Annotated in this window: 20 protein-coding genes; 15 read left to right on the forward strand and 5 right to left on the reverse strand. The window is 70.8% G+C overall.

The genetic code is table 11. The features are described from left to right. Positions 1-17 precede the first annotated feature (17 nt). Both AB0B90_RS10990 and AB0B90_RS10995 read left to right on the forward strand, forming a co-directional pair. Positions 18-761 carry an HAD-IIA family hydrolase gene (locus AB0B90_RS10990; protein ID WP_350944241.1) on the forward strand — a complete coding sequence of 248 codons (744 nt, stop codon included), beginning with the start codon at positions 18-20 and terminating at the stop codon, positions 759-761. Positions 762-928: 167 nt separating this feature from the next. Beyond that, a complete protein-coding gene (locus AB0B90_RS10995; protein ID WP_362922167.1) occupies positions 929-2,404 on the forward strand; it encodes a glycosyltransferase family 39 protein in 1,476 nt (491 codons plus the stop codon). A gap of 55 nt (positions 2,405-2,459) precedes the next feature. Here AB0B90_RS10995 and AB0B90_RS11000 read toward each other — a convergent pair whose 3' ends face one another. Next, a complete protein-coding gene (locus tag AB0B90_RS11000; protein WP_350943714.1) occupies positions 2,460-2,903 on the reverse strand; it encodes an NUDIX hydrolase in 444 nt (147 codons plus the stop codon). Between the two features lie 203 nt (positions 2,904-3,106). Then, on the reverse strand, positions 3,107-3,529 hold the full coding sequence (gene arfB / locus AB0B90_RS11005) for an alternative ribosome rescue aminoacyl-tRNA hydrolase ArfB (protein WP_350943712.1): 423 nt from the start codon (positions 3,527-3,529) through the stop codon (positions 3,107-3,109). Between the two features lie 473 nt (positions 3,530-4,002). On the opposite strand from arfB, the gene AB0B90_RS11010 reads away from it, so the two are divergent. From AB0B90_RS11010 to AB0B90_RS11045, 8 genes are read left to right on the forward strand one after another with little or no spacing between them, the layout of a single operon-like run. Then, positions 4,003-4,992: a transporter substrate-binding domain-containing protein gene (locus AB0B90_RS11010; RefSeq protein ID WP_362922169.1), complete on the forward strand. Its 990-nt coding sequence runs from the start codon at positions 4,003-4,005 to the stop codon at positions 4,990-4,992. Between the two features lie 9 nt (positions 4,993-5,001). Beyond that, on the forward strand, positions 5,002-5,874 hold the full coding sequence (locus tag AB0B90_RS11015; RefSeq protein WP_350943708.1) for an amino acid ABC transporter permease: 873 nt from the start codon (positions 5,002-5,004) through the stop codon (positions 5,872-5,874). Continuing rightward, positions 5,871-6,662, forward strand: a complete 792-nt coding sequence (locus AB0B90_RS11020; RefSeq protein ID WP_350943707.1) for an amino acid ABC transporter ATP-binding protein — start codon at positions 5,871-5,873, stop codon at positions 6,660-6,662. The genes AB0B90_RS11015 and AB0B90_RS11020 overlap by 4 nt, the downstream gene beginning before the upstream one ends. 59 nt (positions 6,663-6,721) lie before the next feature. Next, the gene (locus AB0B90_RS11025) at positions 6,722-7,930 is read left to right on the forward strand and encodes an acyl-CoA dehydrogenase family protein (protein ID WP_350943706.1); all 1,209 of its coding nucleotides are present in this window, start codon (positions 6,722-6,724) and stop codon (positions 7,928-7,930) included. Next, positions 7,927-8,226, forward strand: coding sequence for a TIGR04076 family protein (locus tag AB0B90_RS11030; protein WP_350943705.1), 300 nt, complete (start codon positions 7,927-7,929; stop codon positions 8,224-8,226). Before AB0B90_RS11025 ends, AB0B90_RS11030 begins: the two co-directional genes overlap by 4 nt. Then, complete coding sequence (locus tag AB0B90_RS11035) at positions 8,223-8,510, forward strand: TIGR04076 family protein (protein WP_362922172.1); 288 nt, start codon at positions 8,223-8,225, stop codon at positions 8,508-8,510. Before AB0B90_RS11030 ends, AB0B90_RS11035 begins: the two co-directional genes overlap by 4 nt. Further along, positions 8,497-9,519: an LLM class flavin-dependent oxidoreductase gene (locus AB0B90_RS11040; RefSeq protein ID WP_362922174.1), complete on the forward strand. Its 1,023-nt coding sequence runs from the start codon at positions 8,497-8,499 to the stop codon at positions 9,517-9,519. The genes AB0B90_RS11035 and AB0B90_RS11040 overlap by 14 nt, the downstream gene beginning before the upstream one ends. Further along, on the forward strand, positions 9,516-10,277 hold the full coding sequence (locus AB0B90_RS11045) for an SDR family oxidoreductase (protein ID WP_362922176.1): 762 nt from the start codon (positions 9,516-9,518) through the stop codon (positions 10,275-10,277). Before AB0B90_RS11040 ends, AB0B90_RS11045 begins: the two co-directional genes overlap by 4 nt. Here AB0B90_RS11045 and AB0B90_RS11050 read toward each other — a convergent pair. Continuing rightward, the gene (locus tag AB0B90_RS11050) at positions 10,267-10,764 is read right to left on the reverse strand and encodes a hypothetical protein (RefSeq protein WP_350943701.1); all 498 of its coding nucleotides are present in this window, start codon (positions 10,762-10,764) and stop codon (positions 10,267-10,269) included. The genes AB0B90_RS11045 and AB0B90_RS11050 overlap by 11 nt on opposite strands. A 95-nt stretch (positions 10,765-10,859) precedes the next feature. On the opposite strand from AB0B90_RS11050, the gene AB0B90_RS11055 reads away from it, so the two are divergent. Then, positions 10,860-11,369 (forward strand): flavin reductase family protein, encoded by a 510-nt coding sequence (locus AB0B90_RS11055; RefSeq protein ID WP_362922178.1) that lies wholly within the window; start codon positions 10,860-10,862, stop codon positions 11,367-11,369. A gap of 24 nt (positions 11,370-11,393) precedes the next feature. On the opposite strand, the gene AB0B90_RS11060 is transcribed toward AB0B90_RS11055, so the two are convergent. Further along, positions 11,394-12,218 (reverse strand): PaaX family transcriptional regulator C-terminal domain-containing protein, encoded by an 825-nt coding sequence (locus tag AB0B90_RS11060; RefSeq protein ID WP_362922180.1) that lies wholly within the window; start codon positions 12,216-12,218, stop codon positions 11,394-11,396. A 163-nt stretch (positions 12,219-12,381) separates the two neighbouring features. Here AB0B90_RS11060 and AB0B90_RS11065 point away from each other — a divergent pair, with 163 nt between their 5' ends. The 3 genes from AB0B90_RS11065 (at position 12,382) to AB0B90_RS11075 (ending at position 15,674) form a co-directional block, all read left to right on the forward strand. After that, entirely contained in the window at positions 12,382-13,215 is an 834-nt protein-coding gene (locus tag AB0B90_RS11065) for a hypothetical protein (protein WP_350943698.1), read from the forward strand. A gap of 310 nt (positions 13,216-13,525) precedes the next feature. Next, positions 13,526-15,085 carry an alkaline phosphatase D family protein gene (locus tag AB0B90_RS11070; RefSeq protein WP_350943697.1) on the forward strand — a complete coding sequence of 520 codons (1,560 nt, stop codon included), beginning with the start codon at positions 13,526-13,528 and terminating at the stop codon, positions 15,083-15,085. A 43-nt stretch (positions 15,086-15,128) separates the two neighbouring features. Further along, positions 15,129-15,674: a hypothetical protein gene (locus AB0B90_RS11075; protein ID WP_362922183.1), complete on the forward strand. Its 546-nt coding sequence runs from the start codon at positions 15,129-15,131 to the stop codon at positions 15,672-15,674. 191 nt (positions 15,675-15,865) lie between these two features. Here AB0B90_RS11075 and AB0B90_RS11080 read toward each other — a convergent pair whose 3' ends face one another. After that, positions 15,866-17,299, reverse strand: coding sequence for an FG-GAP repeat protein (locus tag AB0B90_RS11080; protein ID WP_362922185.1), 1,434 nt, complete (start codon positions 17,297-17,299; stop codon positions 15,866-15,868). Positions 17,300-17,394: 95 nt separating this feature from the next. Here AB0B90_RS11080 and AB0B90_RS11085 point away from each other — a divergent pair, with 95 nt between their 5' ends. Further along, positions 17,395-18,624, forward strand: coding sequence for a cytochrome P450 (locus AB0B90_RS11085; RefSeq protein WP_350943692.1), 1,230 nt, complete (start codon positions 17,395-17,397; stop codon positions 18,622-18,624). Positions 18,625-18,628: the final 4 nt, after the last annotated feature.

Genomic DNA, 18,628 nt, shown 5'->3' on the forward strand with positions numbered 1-18,628 from the left:
AGTGCTGGCTGTCGGACATGGACGGGGTCCTTGTCCACGAGGGACATCCGGTGCCCGGCGCCGACGAGTTCATCCGACGCCTGCGCGAGTCGGGCAAGCGGTTTCTCGTGCTGACCAACAACTCGATATACACCCCGCGCGACCTGGCCGTACGGCTGCGCGCGGCCGGTCTGGAGATCCCGCCGGAGTCGATCTGGACCTCCGCGCTGGCCACGGCGAGGTTCCTGGACGGCCAGCGTCCCGGCGGCTCGGCGTACGTGGTGGGGGAGGCGGGGCTGACCACCGCCCTGCACGAGGTCGGCTACGTCCTGACCGACATCGCCCCCGACTACGTGGTCCTCGGCGAGACCCGCACGTACAGCTTCACCCAGATCACCCGGGCGATCCGCCTCATCGAGGGCGGTGCCCGGTTCATCGCCACCAACCCCGACCCGGTCGGTCCCTCGAACGAGGGGTCGCTGCCCGCGTGCGGCGCGGTCGCCGCGATGATCACCAAGGCGACGGGGGTGGAGCCCTACTTCGTGGGCAAGCCCAACCCGATGATGATGCGCAGCGCGCTGCGGGCCATCGACGGCCACAGCGAGAGCACTGCCATGATCGGCGATCGGATGGACACCGACATCGTCTCCGGCATGGAGGCGGGGCTGCACACGATCCTGGTGCTCAGCGGGGTCGTCAGCAGGGACCAGATCGATCGTTACCCGTTCCGTCCGTCCATGGTGGTCGACTCGGTCGCCGACCTGATCGACCTGATCGACTAGGGATCGACCGGGCGCCGCCGGGCCGACACGGCAGTGCCCACCTCATCCGCAATGCCGGAAATATCGGTATAAGGGGGATCGTCGTTAGGTTTGGTGCCCCCACCCGCGGCCGGGCCCGGCCGTACCGTCGCGTTGATCGCCTTCATGGTGTGAAATAGCGCGATGTGATGGGTGTTGCGGAGAAGGGCAGGGTCCGGCGTCGTCTGCCGGAGGCGATCCCCGCGGTGGCGGCGATGCTGATCGGGCTGTGGGGCATCACCACGCCCTCGTTCTGGCGCGACGAGTCGGTCAGCGTCCTGGCCGCCTCGATGCCCATCGACGACCTGTGGCACCTGCTCGGCAGCATCGACCGGGTGCACGCGCTCTACTATCTCCTGCTCCGGCCGTTCGCCGCGTTCTCGACCGGCGAGCTGGCCATGCGCCTGCCCTCGGCCATCGCCACGGCCGCCGCCGCGTACGGCATCGCGGTCCTGGGCAGGAGGCTCGCCACCCCGGGGGCCGGTCTTCTCGCGGGATCGCTCTACGCCGTGCTGCCGATGGTGAGCCGGTACGCCCAGGAGGCGCGCAGCTACGCGATCGTGACGGCGGTCGCCGTCCTGGCCACCTGGGTGCTCATCGAGGCGGCGAGGCGGTCGAGCCGCCGATGGTACGCGGCCTACGGGGCCTGCCTGGTGTTGCTCGGCTGGTTTCACGTCTACGCCCTCCTCCTGGTCGTCGCGCACGCGGTGACGGTGCTGTGGTGGCGTCAAGCGCCCCGGTCGGCGCCCTCCTCCCCGTCCCCGTCCCCGTCCGCGCCGGAGTCCGCGTCGGTGCCGGTGTCCCGGTCCGAGATCGCGAGGTTCGCCGGTGCGCTCGTCGTGGCCGCGGCCGGGATCGTCCCGCTCGCGCTCCTGGCGGCAGGTCAGCGCGAGGCTCAGCTGTCGTGGTTGAAGCCGTCGAAGCTCACCGACGTCGTCTGGTTCGGAGAGGAGGTGGCGGGCGCCGGATGGGTCGCGCTGCTCCTGGTCGCCCTCATGCTCATCGGCGCGTTCTCCGGTGGGCGGCTGACGGCGGTCGCGCTGCCCTGGGCGCTGCTGCCGTTCGTGTCCATGGCGATCTCCGTGGTCTACCCGGTCTTCCAGCCCAGATACGTGCTTTTCGCCGTCCCCGCGACGGCGCTGCTCGCCGGGGCCGGTCTGAACGCCCTGCGGCCCCGGGCGCTGGGCTGGATCGGAGTGCTCCTGGTCGCGGCGCTGACCGTTCCGACGCACCTCACGATCCGCGAGCCGGACACGCGGCCGGACGATCTGCGTGACATGGCGGCCACGCTGCTGGCCAGGCAGCGTCCCGGCGACGCCGTGCTCTACGTGACGAAGAACAGGCGCCTGTTCGTCGCCGTCTACGAGGACGCCTACCGTGACCTGCGCGACCTCACCTACGCTCCCGGCCGACGCGAGCCCAGGACCGCCGCGCAGTTCACGGCCGCGCTGGAGGGGGTCGAGCGTGTCTGGCTGGTCAGCGGCGGCAGGAAGCGCAAGGACAGATCCTTCGTGGAGGACGACGAGCGCTATCTGGCCCTCATGGCCGACCGCGACTTCACCCTGAAGTCCACCGACGACTTCGGGTATTCCTGGTTCGCCCTGTACGTCCGCGAACGGCGCTGACCACGCGAGCCCGGCGAAAGCGCGTGAGGCCCTCGTGTGCGGAAGACGCGGAAGGTCAGGCGATCAGGGCGGGCAGGTGGGTGACGGTGCCGGTGAGGTAGACGCCGAGCTCCGGGGGGACGAGATTGATGGCGGAGATCTCGGCCGGATCCAGCGGGAGCCGCACCACCTCGTACTCGCCGCGGGCGGGGTCGTCGAACTCCGGGCCGCAGCGCAGCGCGGGGTCCATGGAGACGAGGCGGCAGCCGTAGACATGCTGGGTCTTGATTCCCCCGTCGCGAAGGCACTCCAGGGTCGTGAGCGGGGTGACAGCGGAGACCACGGCGCCCAGCTCCTCCATGACCTCGCGGTGCAGGGTGTGCTCAAGGGAGGCGTCCTCGGGCTCGACGTGGCCGCCCGGAACGGACCAGTACGGCTCCCTGCCGGGAACCGTGCGCCGGAACACCACCAGACGGTCCTCGTCGAGAAGTACGGCGCGGACGCTCGGCACGACGGACATGCGGCCATTCTGTCACCGCCCCGGCGACACGGTCCGCATCCGAGCCGGGGGAGGTGGGATTTCTTCACGACCCGGGTGGCCGACCACCTCCCGAAAACGGGGTCGGCCGATCCTGTGTTCCGTACCCGCCCCCGACCTGCCTGGGGCGATCGCTCACCGCGTCGGATCGGACATGGCCGCCCGCGGCGTGTGCGAAGAGCGGGTCAGTAGCGGTCCCCACGCAGGCGCTTGAGGTCGGAACGTTGCTTCTTGGCGGTGATCCGCCGCTCGATCGCGCCCCTGCTCGGCTTGGTCGGGCGGCGCTTCTTGGGCGGCGGGGCGATCGCCTCGCGCAGGATCTGGGCCAGGCGCATCTCGGCGGCCTCGCGGTTGCGCAGCTGGGAGCGGAACTCCGAGGCGGCGACGGTGATCACCCCGTTCACCAGGCGGGGAGCGAGGCGTTCGAGGGCGCGGGCCTTGAAGACGGGCCCCAGCGCCTCGGTGGCGGCGAGGTCGAAGCTGAGCTCGACCCGGCTGTCGGTGGTGTTGACCCCCTGGCCGCCGGGGCCGGAGGAACGGGAGAACCGCCAGCCGAGCTCGGCCTCGGGGACCGAGACCGAGCCGCTGATCTGGAGCGGACCGGGCATGACGGTGACTTCCTTCTCATGGTGGGGCGTGATCTCAGGGTACCGAGGAGTGACAAGCATGGATCAACTGCTTTTATGCCCCGTTCCTCGATGGTCGATGAGTCGTGAAGCGGTGCACGGTCCCTGCGGCCGGTGATCTTCCGGTCCTTCGTCCTGGCCCGGCTCGGCTCGCCGCTGCCGGGACGAGGATTTTCGGACGGGGAAGGCGCAGGTGGGCGCGGACGTCGATGACCGTGGCCTGAAGATTCTCGTCCGGCATCGCCCTGGCCGCCCTCACACCGGCCTGCTTCGAATGTGAGGGCGACGTGGTACGAGCGGCCGTTCTTTTTCGCCGGGAACGTTCCGTCGCAAATGCTTGTCAGTGCAGCTGACTCCTATGTAATGTCTCAGCTCTCGGTGCCCGAAAGGTCACCTTTAGGAAGGAGTGAGCCGTGCCGGTCGCTAAAACAGTGCAAATCGCAAAACGTGGTTCGGTGCGCGCCCTGGTGGCGTGTTCCGCCACCGTCGCCCTGGCAGTGGGCGTCGGGGGTTGCGGGAGCGACTCATCCGAGGGCGGACCGGCACAGGCCTCGGCGTCGTCCACGACCCCGGAGTCGTCCGCGGCCTCGGCGTTCGACCAGGCGCTGCACGATCAGTTGCCCGACCGGATCAAGCAGAGCAAGCAGATCGTGTTCGGCGCGCTGTGGGAGACGCCGCCGATCATCGGGATCGAGCCCGGTGACACCTCCAAGCCGGTCGGGATCACCCCGGACCTCGCGGTCGCGCTCGGCGAGATCCTGGGCGTGACGCCGGTGTGGAAGAACCTGCAGTGGCCAGCGCAGCTGCCCGGACTGCAGAGCGGCAACGTCGACGCCCTGTTCGGGCAGGTCAGCGACGGCAAGGAACGCGAGCAGGTGATCGACCTCGTCGGTTTCTACCGCTCCCCGATGTCCGTGCTCGTCAAGGAGGGCAACCCGCACGGGATCAAGAGCCTCTCGGACGCCTGCGGCCTGAAGATCGGCGTGCCGAGCGGCAGCCAGCAGGAGGCCGTGGTCAAGGGCAACAGTGAGAAGTTCTGCGTCGGGCAGGGCAAGCCCGCGATCACACCGATCGGCTACCCGGGCGCGCAGGGCGCGATCGTCGCGATCAAGGGTGGCACCGTGGACGCCTGGATGGATGTGACGGTCTCCGTCCGGGTCATCGCCAAGGAGTCGGGCACCGCCTTCGAGAACGTGTCCCTGCCGGACGACCAGATCGACCCGTACATGGAGCGCGACGTGGCGATCGCGATCTCCAAGGAGAACCCCGGGTTGTCGAACGCGCTGGCCGGAGCGCTCGGCGAACTCGCGCGATCAGGGGAGTACCGCAAGGTGATGGACAGGTGGGACTCCGGTGACGCCGCGCTGCCCGCCGAGGACATCAAGGTGAACAGCTACACCGGCCTGCCCGCCGGGCAGGGTGCCTCGGCCACCCCCGCGTCCTGAGCGGTCGTGATGACAGAGCAGGCATCCCGGGCTCCCGGCCTCGCGGACGGCGTCTCGCCGCTCGCCCGCCAGGACGCCGTGCCGGTGCGGCACTACGGGCGCGGCGCGGTCGCCGTGCTGGTGGTGGCGGTCGTCGCGATGACGGCCTACGCCTTCGCCGCGAACCCCAAGATCGAGTGGCCGGTCGTCGGCGAGTACCTCTTCCACCCCGACATCATGGCCGGCCTGACGCGCACGCTGCTGATGACCGCGATGGGCATGGCGTTCTCCGTGATCGGTGCGGTGGTGGTCGCGCTGATGCGGATGTCACCGAGCAGGATCATCAGCGCGACCGCGGCGGCGTACATCTTCGTCTTCCGCGGTATCCCGCTGATCCTGCTGCTCATCTTCGTCGGCAACCTCGGACTGTTCGTGGACCGGATCACCGTCGGTATCCCGTTCACCGACCTGCAGGTGTTCAGCCGTCCGGTGCAGGAGGTGCTGACGCCGTTCGCGGCCTCGGTCATCGGGCTGACGCTCGCGGGTTCCGGCTACATGGCCGAGATCGTACGCGGCGGCCTGCTCGCGATCGGCCGAGGCCAGCGCGAGGCCGCCAAGGCGCTCGGGCTCAACTCGCTGAGGACCACCCGCTTCATCGTCCTGCCGCAGGCGCTGCGGGTGATCGTGCCCCCGATGGGAAACGAGCTGATCAGCATGCTCAAGGCGACCGCGATCGTGTCGGTGATCGGCGGCGGCGACCTGCTCACCGTCGCGCAGGCCATCTCCGGCTCCAACTACCGCACGATCGAGATGTTGCTGGTCGCGACCGTCTGGTACTTCGCCGTGATCGCCCTGCTCACGGCCGGTCAGTACATCCTCGAACGAAGGATCGCGGAACGATGACCGCAGAACCGGAGCCGCGCGACGCGCGGCCGATGGTCTCGATCGAGAACATCAGCAAGTCGTACGGGCACCGCCAGGTCCTCTTCGACATCGACCTCACCGTCGCCGCGGGCGAGACGGTGTGCCTGATCGGGCCCTCGGGATGCGGCAAGAGCACCCTGCTGCGCTGCGTCAACAACCTGGAGGACATCGACCGCGGCCTGGTGCTGGTGGACGGCTCGCTCGTCGGCTACCGCGTGCACCGCGGCAGGCTGCGCGAGCTGCGGGAGAACGCGGCCTGCCGCCAGCGTACGCAGGTCGGCATGGTGTTCCAGCACTTCAACCTGTTCCCGCACCTCACCGCTCTGGAGAACGTCGCCTTCGCGCCCGTGCGGGTACGCGGCGAGGACAAGGCCGCCGCCCGTACCCACGCGCTGGAGCTGCTGGAGAGCGTCGGACTGGCCGACAAGGCCGGCGAGCATCCCTCGCGCCTGTCCGGCGGTCAGCAGCAGCGCGTGGCCATCGCGCGGGCGCTGGCGATGCGCCCGAAGGTGATGCTGTTCGACGAGCCGACCAGCGCGCTCGATCCGGAACTGGTCGGCGAGGTGCTCAACGTGATGCGCGATCTCGCGACGCGCGGGATGACGATGATCGTCGTGACGCACGAGATGGGTTTCGCCCGCGAGGTCGCGAGCCGCGTGGTGTTCATGGACGGCGGCCGGATCGTCGAGCAGGGCCCGCCGCACGAGGTGCTGCGCAACCCCCGGCACGAACGCAGCCGCGCGTTCCTGTCGGCCGTGCTGCGATGACCGCGCGTCCTGACCGCCGAGAACCGAAGAAGAAGGCCGATGGGGCCGATAGGAGAATCATGACCACCACCAACGAACTGCCCGCCGGGAGTGTGTCGCGTACGCCGGTGGCCGCGGAGGCGGTGCCGGCCAACGCGGACGCGGTGCTCGACCTCGTCGCGGAGGAGGCCGCCGACGGCGACGCCAAGGGGCGGCTCAGCGAGCGGGCGGCGCTGGCGCTGCGCCGGGCGGGCCTGTTCGAGATGGGCTTTCCCGCGCGCCTCGGCGGAATGGAGGTGCCCCTCGCCGACCAGGTGGCCGTCGTCGCCAAAATCGCCAGGGTGGACGCGGGCACGGCCTGGAACGTCGCGGTGCTCAACGCCACCGGTTTCTACGCCGGGCGGCTCGGCGACGAGGCGTACCACGAGCTGTACCCGACCCGCGACATGCCCACCAGTGGCGCGTTCCATCCCAAGGGCCGGGCGCAGGTGACCGAAGGCGGCTACCTGGTCACCGGGCGGTGGGACTGGGGCAGCGGCAGCTACGTCGCCGAGCACATCATCGGCGGCTGCCTGGTCTTCGACGGCGACGAGCCGGTGATCGGGCCGAACGGCAAGCAGCTCACCCTCGGCCTGTGGCTGCCGCGCGAGGCGGTGGTGCACGCCCACAACTGGCACACGCTCGGCGTGCGCGGCTCGGGGAGCTCGTCCTACTCGATCACCGAGCCGGTGTTCGTCCCCGAGCGGTACTCCTTCGACAGGGAGGCGCTCGCCAACCCGGACGCCGACCCGCTCAACAAGCACGTCACGCTCGCGTTCTTCGGCCTGACCGGGGTCTGCGTCGGTGTGGCGCAGCACGCGCTGGACCTGGCGCTGACGGCCGTACGCCGCAGGCTCGGGCCCGCGGGCGTGGCCGACGTGACGACCAGGCGGGTGCTCGGCCAGGCGTGCGCCGAGGTGGACATGCTGCTCGCCGGGATCACCGACATCGCCAAGCGCACCGACGAGATCGTCTTCACCCCCGGCAGGGTGCTCACCCCGACGCAGGAGCACCGGCTGATCGCGACCAACACCATGGCCGCCGAGACATTGCGCCGCGTGCTCGATCTGTGCCTGGAGCTGTACGGATCGCACTATCTCTTCGACGACGATCCCATGCAGCGCGTGCTGCGCGACGCCTGGAGCGCGCTCGCGCACGTCGGGGCCAAGCGCGTGCACTGGGGCTCCCTGGCGGAGAAGGTGCTGCACGACCCGGCCGGCGGGCCGACCCTGTTCGGCGCCGCGCCGTGACCGCGCCGCCGCGGGTGCGGGTCGTGGTCGAGCGGGCGGACTCTCCGCGGTGCGGCCTGGCCATCGGTGATCACTTCGAGGTCGAGGGCACCGCGCTGACCCTGCCCCAGGGCAGGCCCTTCTGCCTGCAGGCCATGGCCGCGGTCTTCCCGATCCTGGAGTCCCGGCTGTCGGACCTGCCCGCCGACCACTGGCTGGAGCGCAAGCCCTTCATCTGCTGTCCCGACCCGGCCGACGCCGTCGTCATGCGTCTGGAGCGGGTGGACCGGGCGGCGGGGACGGAAGGAGCACAGTGAGCGCGGGCCGCGGGGTGCGCTGCACCGTTGAGTTCATGAACTACTCGGCGTGCGGGCTGCGCGTCGGCGACTACTTCGAGGTCGGCCCCGAGGGGGTGTCGCTGCTGCCGGGCGGGCACTTCTGCTTCTACGCCATCGCCTCGGCCACCTCACTGCTCAACGGGCGGCTCGCCGCGCCGGGCGGGGACGCCTGGCTGGCCGGGCGCCCGCTCGCCGCGTGCCCCGACCCGCCGGAGAACCTGATCATGCGTCTGGAGAAGGTGGACGACGATGACCGAGCATGAGGGACCGATCTTCAGCGTACGGGTCGGCGGGGGTGGCATCGCGGAGATCACCGAGCACGCGGTGCGCGCCGAGGCGATGGGCTTCGACCAGGTGTGGACCGGCAACGATCTGTTCGGCGGACCGGGGATCGCGACTCTGGCCGCGATGCTCGGGGCGACGAACCGGATCAAGGTCGGCTCCGCGGTGCTCGACCCGGTGTCGATCCATCCCGTCCAGCTCGCCCAGCTCGCCTCCGGCTATCAGGAGCTGTCGGGTGGCCGGTTCATCCTCGGCCTGGGCGCCGGCTCCGACGTCTTCTTCCGCCGCGCCGGAATCGTGGCGCCGCGTCCGGTGCCGCGTACCCGTACGGCGATCGTGGCGATCCGCGCGCTCACCGAGGGCCACAGCCCCGCCGGACTGCCGGACGCGGGCGAGGGCTGGCACGAGCAGGCCCGCATCGAGTCGCCGCGACCGGTGCCGATCTACATCGGCGCGATGGGGCCGAAGATGCTGGAGCTGGCCGGGCGGCACGCGGACGGCGCGCTGCCGCTGTGCCTGCCGCCGGGCCAGGTCCTCGACGCGATGGAGCAGATCGGACGCGGGGCACAGGCGCAGGGCCGCGATGTGGCCGCACTGGACATCGCCGCGTGTGTCTGGTGCTCGCTCGACGAGGATCGTGAACAGGCCCGCCACGCCCTGGCCAGGTTCATCGCCCGCTACAGCGGCTCGCTGTCGGCCGACGCGCTCGCCGCCCACGGTCTGGACCCCGAGGAGTTCGCCCGGACCCAGGCGCTCGTGGACGACGGGCGCCTGGACGAGGCGACCGGGGCGGTGCTCTCCTCGTCGTCGATGCTCAGCCTGGGCATCGTCGGCGGGGCCCGTGACGTGCTGGAGCAGTGCGAGGCGCTGCTCGCCGCGGGAGCCCGGCACATCTCCTTCGGGCCGCCGCTCGGCCCCGACCTCACCCACGCGATGCGGATCTTCGGTGAGAGTGTGCTGCCCACCCTGCGCGCCCGGGGGGCGGGATGACCGCGGGGCCGCTGGCGGGACGGGTGGCGCTCGTCGCGGGAGGGACCGGCGCGATCGGGAGACACGTCGCCACCGGGCTCGCCGCGGCGGGCGCGGCGGTGGCCGTGCACTGCCACCGCTCCGCGGGCCGGGCCGCCGAGATCGTGCGGGAGTGCGGCGGTGGCCTGGCCGTGTGCGCGGCACTGCCGGGGCCGCGATCCGCCGACCGGCTTGTGTCCACCGTGGAGGCCGAACTGGGACCGGTGACGATCCTCGTCAACGCCGCGGAACCGGCCGGAGCGGCGGGCGTCGCGGCGGTGGCCGACATCGAGCCGGGCACGCTGGAACGTCATCTCGACGGCGTGCGCGCCCACCACGAACTGTGCCGGCGGGTCCTGCCCGGTATGCGGGCGGCGGGTTTCGGCCGCATCGTGTTCGTCTCCGGGGCACTGATGGCCCGCCCCATGCCGGGCATGGGGGCGTACGCGGCGGCGAAGGCGGCGGCGTCGGTACTGACGCGTTACGTCGCCGCCGAGGAGGGAGGGTACGGGATCACGGCCAACGTGGTGGCCCCGGGCCGGGTGGCCGAGCCGGACGCAGGGGAACCGGACGATCCCGCGCTGCGGGAGCTGTCGGAGGCGTTGCGCCGGCGGATGGCGCTGCCGCGCTTTCCGGCGCCGCGTGAGGTCGCGCGTACCGTCGTGGCGCTGGTCTCACCGGAGTTCGACCAGGTCACCGGGCAGACGGTCTGGATGACCGGCGGCGAGTTCACCGGCTGAGCCACGCGGAGGGCCCGCGGGTGTAGACGCGTATCTCGCCCGCCGGGTCTGCCGGAGCCGACCAGAGCGCGAAGTCCACCCCCCACGCGCGCAGCCGGGCCTCGCCGTCCGCGAGGCCGGGGCCGGGATGCGCGCCGCCTGTCAGGTCCCAGCCGATCGCGCAGCCGGCGCCCCTGGCCGCGACCGTGACGGAGGCGAGGTCGGCCTCGTCGGCGGGCGCGGGCAGCCACACGGTGGCGTACTCGTGGCCGTACCTGCGCAGGAAGTCCGCGACGTCGGCCGGGCGGGTGTCGGGCTCTCCCGGGCGCGGGTGCAACCGCGCGAGCCGGCGCGGGGGTGGCTGGCCGTGTGCGGCGAGGGTGTCGGCGGCGGCGGTGACGTCCTCGTCGGCGCACCCGCTCGACAGCACGATGCCCAGGCGGAGTCCTTCCGGCCGGTAGTACGCCGCGAGCAGCCGTCGTAGCGAGGCGATGCGGGGATTTGACACATTCCGCAGCCTAGCCACGATGGTAGACAGTGCACAATGCTGACTTGTAATCTATTGACGCGCCCCCCGAGGGGCCACTGCGAAAGGAGGCGCGGATGGGCATGCCGCCCCCCGGGCTCGGCTCCGTCCCCGTCGATTCGGCCCTGCTGCGCGAGGTGATGCGCCGCTTCGCCACCGGTGTGGCGATCGTGGCCACGGTGGACCAGGAGCGGCCCTATGCCGCGTCGGTCAACTCGCTGACGTCGGTGTCGCTGGAACCGCCACTGATCCTCGTCTGTCTCAAGATCGGCTCGAACACCTGCGCGGCCATCGAGCGCAACGGCCGGTTCAGCGTGTGCGTGCTCGCCGAGCAGCACGAGGAGCACTCCCGGCGGTTCGCCGGATCGCAGCCGACCATGGACGACCCCGCCTTCGAGCTGGTGGACGGCCTGCCCGTGATCCGCGGCGCGCTCGCGGGCATGCTGTGCGAGGTCGAGTCCACCCAGCGCAAGGGCGACCATGTGATCGTCATCGGCCAGGTCGTGCGCACCCACCACGAGCACGACACGCCGCTGCTGTTCTTCAACAGCCGCTACCACCGGCTGGCGTCCGGCGAGCCCGCCTGAGCGGACACGCCCGGTCCGCCCGCCTCAGGTGCGGGTCAGCTCGCGAAAGTGGGTCGCGGCCGGCTCCCTGAGTCGGCCCAGCGCCTCCCAGTAGACCGCGATCGCCTCCTCGCGCGCCCCCGCGTGGGTCGCCCACTCCTCGGGCAGCTCGGGATCGATGTCGGCGAACGAGCGGAAGGACTGCATCATCTCGGTGCAGGTGACGAACGCCTCCTGCGGCGACATCCGCGGCGGCCGGGTCAGCGGGGCGTATCTGGAGGCGAAGTGGCGATAGCGCTCGGCGACCTGGTCGAGCTGCCACAGATGCCCGAGCAGCGGCCCCGAGGCGACGTCTCCCGAGGGCGAGGCCCGGAAGATCGTGACGGCGTCGGCGATGCCGAGCTTGTCGACCAGGTCGGTCACCTCCGCCACGTAGTCGCGTGGCGAGACCCACATACCGTCCTGCAGAAGCCCGAAACCGTGGAAGCGGAGCTGGCGCACGAAGTTGGACCGCTCGGCCTTGCGGCTGTCGGGCAGCGTGTGCCAGACGAGCGTCCAGGTCGAGGCCGCGCCGGGGCGCTTACCGAGCGAGGAGATCCGCTCGTCGCCGTCCTCCAGCAGATGCACGCTCCGCCTGGTCAGCGTGTAGTAGACGTGCCGCCCCTTACGGTGCCGCTCGGCGAGCTCGCGCTGGACGAGGCGCGCCAACGCGATGCGGGCCGCCGCGGTGGTGATCCCGAAATAGTCGAGCAAAGTGACCAGGCCGCCCGACCACACCGGCGCCGTGCGGGGCTCCAGGAAGGCCCCGAAAGTCGTCATCAGCAGGCTCTGCGGCTGCACGTCGAAGAGATCATCACCGTCTGTACGCAAGCTTTGATGCTAGCATGCGCTCCCTCTCTCCCCGGGGCGACGCGAGCGATCACGGCCTCCTCCGGCGGGTGCCGCCGCGGCCTTGTGGCGCGGTGTTCGCTTCCGCCACAGTTGCCCGGGGGCGTACGACACCCGGGAAACAGGGCTTCAGAGGGCGGGGAGCATGGACACGATCGTCGGCGTGCACGGTATCGGCAAGTACCGCTACTACCGTGACGCGGGTAACTCGGTCAGCGGCGCGGCCGTCGCGATGCGCGACAAGTGGGACCGCTACCTGCACAAGGGCCTCACCGGCGGCAAGCCGCACGCCAAGGAGCGCTACGTCACCGAGATCGCCTACTATGCCCACCTGCTGGGCGAGAGCAAGGACGAGTCCGTACGCGCGGTGCGGACCATGGACGTCGGTGCCCAGGAGGTCTTCGTCGCCTGGGCCAGGCAGATCGACGCGGTGGGGGAGGGGCTGACCGGCGCCCTGTACCGGATGACCGGCTGGCTGCTGGACCGGCTGGAGGTCAACGCCGCCGAGTTCGCCAGGCTGTTCTGCCCCGAGGTCGCCGCCTACATGGCCGCCGGGGGCGAGGCCAGGGCGAAGGCCCGGGCGGCCGTGGCCGAGGTGATCAGGCGCAACCGCCCCAAGGTGGTGATCGCCCACTCGCTGGGCAGCGTGGTGACGTACGAGACGCTCTGGGCCAACCCCGACCTGGAGGTCGACCTGCTCATCACCCTCGGCAGCCCGCTCGGCATGCGCAACGTGATCTTCGAGCGCCTGGTGCCCGCCCCGGTCAACAACTGGGGCGAGCGACCCCGCAAGGTCAAGCGGTGGGTCAACATCGCCGACAAGGACGACATCGCGGCGATCCCTCCGGCGCTGCGGACCTGCTTCACCGGGGTCGACCAGGAGGTCATCGTCAACCTCGACTGGATCGACTTCCACACCGTGGAGAAATACCTGGGCTGCGGTGCCCTCACCCCCCATCTCAAGCCCTACCTGCGCTGACGGCGGGCACCCCCGCTCTGACCGGCCGCGGTGTCTTTGACGGGATCTGTCGGCTCCGTCCTGAAGGCGTTCGCCCGCGCCCACCGGACGTGTCGGTCACCGTGGGTTCCGATCCTTCGCGGTCACGGGCCGTCGTCGCCGTCCGTGCCGCGCGGCCACCGGCGCGAGGCCGGCCCTTCGCCGTGATGTCGTCGCAAGGTCGGCCGTCGTTCAATCACGGTGGGTAAGGCGCCTGTCTGTGCGACGGCTGTTCATCTCGCCTTGATTCGCAGGTCACGGCAGGGAAAGCTGAAAAGGCTGCACTGATGGGGTGGAGCAGAAGCCGTCACGCAGAGTGTTCCTTTCCTTCGCCGCCGCGGGTGCGGGCGGCCTGTTGCTGACCGGGGCGGGGCTCGGCCCCTCCCGGACCCTCGCCGGTGATCCCTTCACCCTCGGCATCGCCTCCGGCGACCCGTCCAAGGACGGGATCGTGCTGTGGACCAGGCTCGCCCTCGACCCGCTCGGCCTGAACGGCCGGGGCGGCATGCCGGTGAGGGACGTGGACGTCGAATGGCAGCTCGCCACCGACGAGCGGTTCTCCAAGGTGGTCCGCGAGGGCACCGAGACCGCGCGCTGGAAGCAGGCGCACAGCGTCCACGTCGAGGTCGACGGCCTGGAGCCGGGGCGGGAGTATTTCTACCGCTTCCGCGCCGAGGGCCACCTGTCGCCGACCGGCCGCACCCGTACGGCACCGTCCGCGGTGCCCTCGTCGTCCTCGTCGTCCCCGCTCACCTTCGCCGTCGCCGCCTGCGCCCACTACGAGCACGGCTTCTACACGGCGTACAGAAGGCTGGCCGAGCAGGACCCCGAGCTGGTCGTGCATCTGGGCGACTACATGTACGAGTACGCCCCCCGGGGGTACACGGCGCTGGGCGGGAGCGTCCGGCAGCACACCTGGGGCAAGTGCGCCACGCTGGCCGACTACCGGATGCGCCACGCGCAGTACAAGAGCGACACCGACCTGCAGGCGGCGCACGCGGTCGCGCCGTGGCTGGTCGCCTTCGACGATCACGAGATCGAGAACAACTGGGCGGGGGACGTCTCCAGCACCGGCGCCCCGGCCTTCGCCCGGCGCAGGGCGAACGCCTTCCAGGCGTACTACGAGAACATGCCGCTGCGCAGGACGAGCGTGCCGGGAGGCGCGTCGATGCGGGTCCACCGCCGGGTGGACTGGGGGCCGCTCGCCCGTTTCCACCTGCTCGACACCCGGCAGTTCCGCGACGACCAGGCGTGCGAGGACGGGCTCAGGTCCGGCTGCGACGAGCGGCTCGCGACCGGACGCACCCTGCTCGGCGAGGACCAGCGGCGCTGGCTGCTGGACGGTCTCGCGAGTTCCGGCGCCCGCTGGAACCTGGTCGGCCAGCAGATCCTGATGGCCCAGCGCGACTCCAAGGTCGGGCCGGGAGTCGAGGTCAACATGGACTCCTGGGACGGCTACGCCGCAGAGCGCACCCGCCTGCTCACCGGTTTCCGCGACTCGGGCGCGTCCAACCCGGTCGTGCTGACCGGCGACGCGCACATGCACCACGCGGCGGACCTGAAGCTCGACTTCGACGACCCCGACTCTCCCCGGGTGGCGGTGGAGCTCGTCACCTCCTCGATCGCGAGTGACGGCGACGGCTACCGCGACGAGGGCCGGATCTCCGGGACGATCGCGGAGAATCCGCATATCTCCTACCTTGACCAGCGGCGCGGCTACATCGTCTGCCGACTCACCCCGGAGGAGCTGCAGGCGGACTTCCGCACGCTCGACTACATCAGCAGGCGTGGCGCCCCCGCGAAGACCGGCGCACGGTTCACCGTGCCGTCAGGACAGTCGGCACTAACCTGAAACGTGAGAGGAATTCGGACTGATTTATTGGATGATGCCGCTTATGAGTCCCCTCACCACGAGGCTCACCGCCGCGGCTCTCGCCGCAGCGGTGGGCGGCGCCCTCCTGTCCCCGACCCCCGCCACAGCCTCATCAGCCCTGTCAGCGTTACCCGCGTTACCGGCCGCTCCCGCGGTCGCGCCCGCCGCCGCGGCGCCCTCCGCCTTCGGGTACGTGATCACCTTCCCCAAGCACGTCAAACGGGGCGGATCCCTCGTCTACTCCGTCAAGGTCCGCAACAGGAAGGCCAAGGGCCAGCACTACGTGGCACTCACCGGAGACTTCTCCAAACGTTTCCGCAAGATCCGGGTGGCCTCCAAACCGCGCAGCGTCAAATGCTCCGTCAAGGGCCGTAGCCTGTCGTGCTGGATCACCTCCCTGGACAAGGGCGACTCGACGACCGTGCGGATCCGCGCCTGGGCCGGCTCACGCCGGGGCGTCGCCACCGCCGCGTTCGGCGTGATCGCCACATCCAACGCGGACGCCGACATCCGCAAGCTCCGCAAGGAGATCGGCCGCAAGATCAAGGCCAGCACGCGCATCCGCTGAACCCGCGTCCTCTTTCCGGCGCCGGGCGCGGGGGCACCCCCGGTCCGGCGCAGAAGACGCGCGCGGACCCCTTTCGGCCCCACGATCGGTCCCGGCCGTCAGACCGGCCGGTCCGCCACCCAGGTGGGTGACGACCTCGCCGACGATCGGGGGCCCGCCACCACCGGTGCGGCCCGCTCCCTCGCAGGCCGCTACCGCGGGGAGGACGGGCTCGCGAAGGTGTAGCCGAACAGGGTGTCCTTGGGAGCGCCGACGAGGGGTTTCGCCGTCGACGGGCGGATGCCCGGGTAGGAGCCCTTCCGCACGCTTCCGCGCAGCAGGGTGAGCCTGCCGCTGCCCGGGGCGGCGACGACGAGGCGGCGCCCGGCGACCGTGGCGAGGGCCGCGCCGAAGTCGCCGCCCGCGCCGGTGATCAGCAGGTTGTGGTTTCTGGTGAGGCCGCCTGAACGGGTTCCCGCGAGCACGTGGACGGCGTTCTCACCCGGCGCCCCGATCACCAGCTCGTCGTCGCCGTCGCCGTTGAGGTCCCCGGCGGCGAGGGCGGCGCCGAAGCGGTCGAAGTAGCGCGGCTCGCCCTTCAGGGAGCGCTGCGACCAGGCCTCGGAGACCGCCGTCCGCAGTCCTGAACGGGAGCCGTAGACGACGTGGACGGTGCCGTCGCCGTAGTCCATCGCCCGCTGGTTCTCACTCAGTCCCTCGCCGGGCACCCCGATCGCCAGGTCGTCGCGTCCGTCGGCGTTGAAGTCACCGGCGGCGAGGGCGCTGCCGAAGAAGTCCCAGGCCTCGGCGAGGCCGCTGATCCAGGGACTGTCCTGGGTGAGCATGGTCGCCTTCCGGCGCCGGACGTCGAGGACGGTGACCGAGCCCTGGCCGTTCTTCAGCACCGTGTCCGCGGGCGCGCCCACGGCGATCTCGGCCCGGCCGTCGCCGTCGAAGTCGCCGGTGGCGAGCGCCGCGCCGAACTGGTCGGTCTCCCGCTCGCGCTGCCCCACCCAGCGGGTCTCCTGCGTGATCATGTACGGTTTGCGGCCCTTGAGGCCGTACACCCCGACCGCGCCGCCGCCCAGCCCGGGGGCGCCGATCACCAGTTCGTCGTCGCCGTCGCCGTCCAGGTCCCCCGCCGCGAGCGCGGCACCGAACCGGCCGGGATCACCTTCGCGGCCCAGATCCCCGGCGTCGATCGCCTTGCCGGGCCGCAGGCCGTCAGGCGAGCCGTGGAACAGTTGCACGACACCGTGGCCGTCCTCTCCCGGCCGGGAACGGTTCTTCTCGGAGACGCCCACGGCGAGGTCGGCGCAGCCGTCGCCGTCGAAGTCACCGGTCGCGAGCGCCGAGCCGAACGAGTCCCCGGTCTCGCTCTCGCCGGGCACCCCGGGCGTGTCCTGGGTGAGTTCCACGGGGTCGCGCAGGTCGTACAGGACGGTGACCGATCCCGCGCGGGCGTGGCCGCCGGAGCGGGTGTAGGGCGCGGCGACCGCGAGATCGGCCCGTCCGTCGCCGTCGAAGTCGGAGGGTACGCCGGAGCAGGCGGCGGCCGAGGCGTGGACGGCGGGAGGGGAGGCGGAGACCAACAGGGGGACCAGCAGGGAGGTGAGGACTGCGGAGGTGAGGAGCGCGGCTCTCATACCTGTGATGGTTTCCGGTGATTCGGACACGCGGCCCACCGGGACATGAAATTCACGTGGCCGGTACGCGTAAAGAACATGCCAGGATTGACGCCATGGAAATCGACCTGGCCGACCTGGGATTCTGGCGGCGGCCGCTCAAGGAGCGGCATGAGGCGTTCGCGCGGCTTCGGGATCTCGACAAGCCGGTGTTCTTCGAGGAGAAGCGGGTCCCGCTGCTCCGCTCGGGCAAGGGTTTCTACGCACTGGTCCGCCACGCCGACGTGGTGGAGGCGAGCCGCAACGCCAAGGTGTTCTCCAGCGAGCCCGGCGTGACCAGCCCCGAGCCGCCCGGCTGGGTCAAGCACGTGTTCGGCGAGTCCATGGTCAACATGGACGACCCCCGGCACGCCAGGCTGCGCCGCATCGTCTCCCGCGCGTTCAGCCCGAAGATGCTGGCCGGTCTGCAGGGCGACATCGACGCCGCGTGCGCGCGCATCGTCGACGACGTGACGGCCGCAGGACCCGGTGACTTCGTCGGCCAGGTGGCCGCCAAGCTTCCCATCCACGTCATCTGCGACATGATGGGCGTCCCCGACGACGTGCGGGCCAAGGTCCACCAGCACGTCGACATCTCCACCGCCTACTCCGGCGTGCGGCCCAGCCTGGCGCACACCGTGAGGATGGCCGCCCAGAACACGCTCGCGCTGCTCGCCCTGCAGCGGCTGGTGATCAACCTGGGCAAGGAACGTGCCCAGGCGCCGCGCGGCGACCTCGTCTCGGCGCTCGTCACCGCGAACGTCGACGGCGAGAGACTGACCGACCGTGAGCTGGGATCGTTCTTCACGCTGCTGCTCGTGGCGGGCAACGAGACGGCCCGCAACACCATGGCGCACGGCATCAAGCTGCTGACCGACAATCCCGAGCAGCGACGCCTGCTGGCGGACGACTTCGACGCCCACATCGGCGGCGCGATCGAGGAGATGGTCCGTTACGTCTCACCCATCATGCAGTTCCGCCGCACCGTCACCGAGGACTACGACCTGCGCGGCCTGCACCTGAAGGCCGGTGACAAGGTCGTGCTCTTCTACGGTTCGGCGAACCGCGACGAGACGGTCTTCCCCGACGCCGGCCGGTTCGACATCACCCGTGACACCAAGCCCCACGTGGGCTTCGGCGGTCCGGGGCCGCACTTCTGCCTGGGCGCGAACCTCGCCAGGCAGGAGATCAGGGCGATGTTCCGCGAGCTGTTCACCCGGCTGCCGGAGATCCGCTCGGTCGGCGAGCCCGAGCTGCTGGTGTCCAACTTCGACAACAGCGTCCGCAGCCAGGCGTTCACCTTCTGAGGCG

Source organism: Streptosporangium sp. NPDC049078 (assembly GCF_040648855.1).
Classification (GTDB): Bacteria; Actinomycetota; Actinomycetes; order Streptosporangiales; family Streptosporangiaceae; genus Streptosporangium.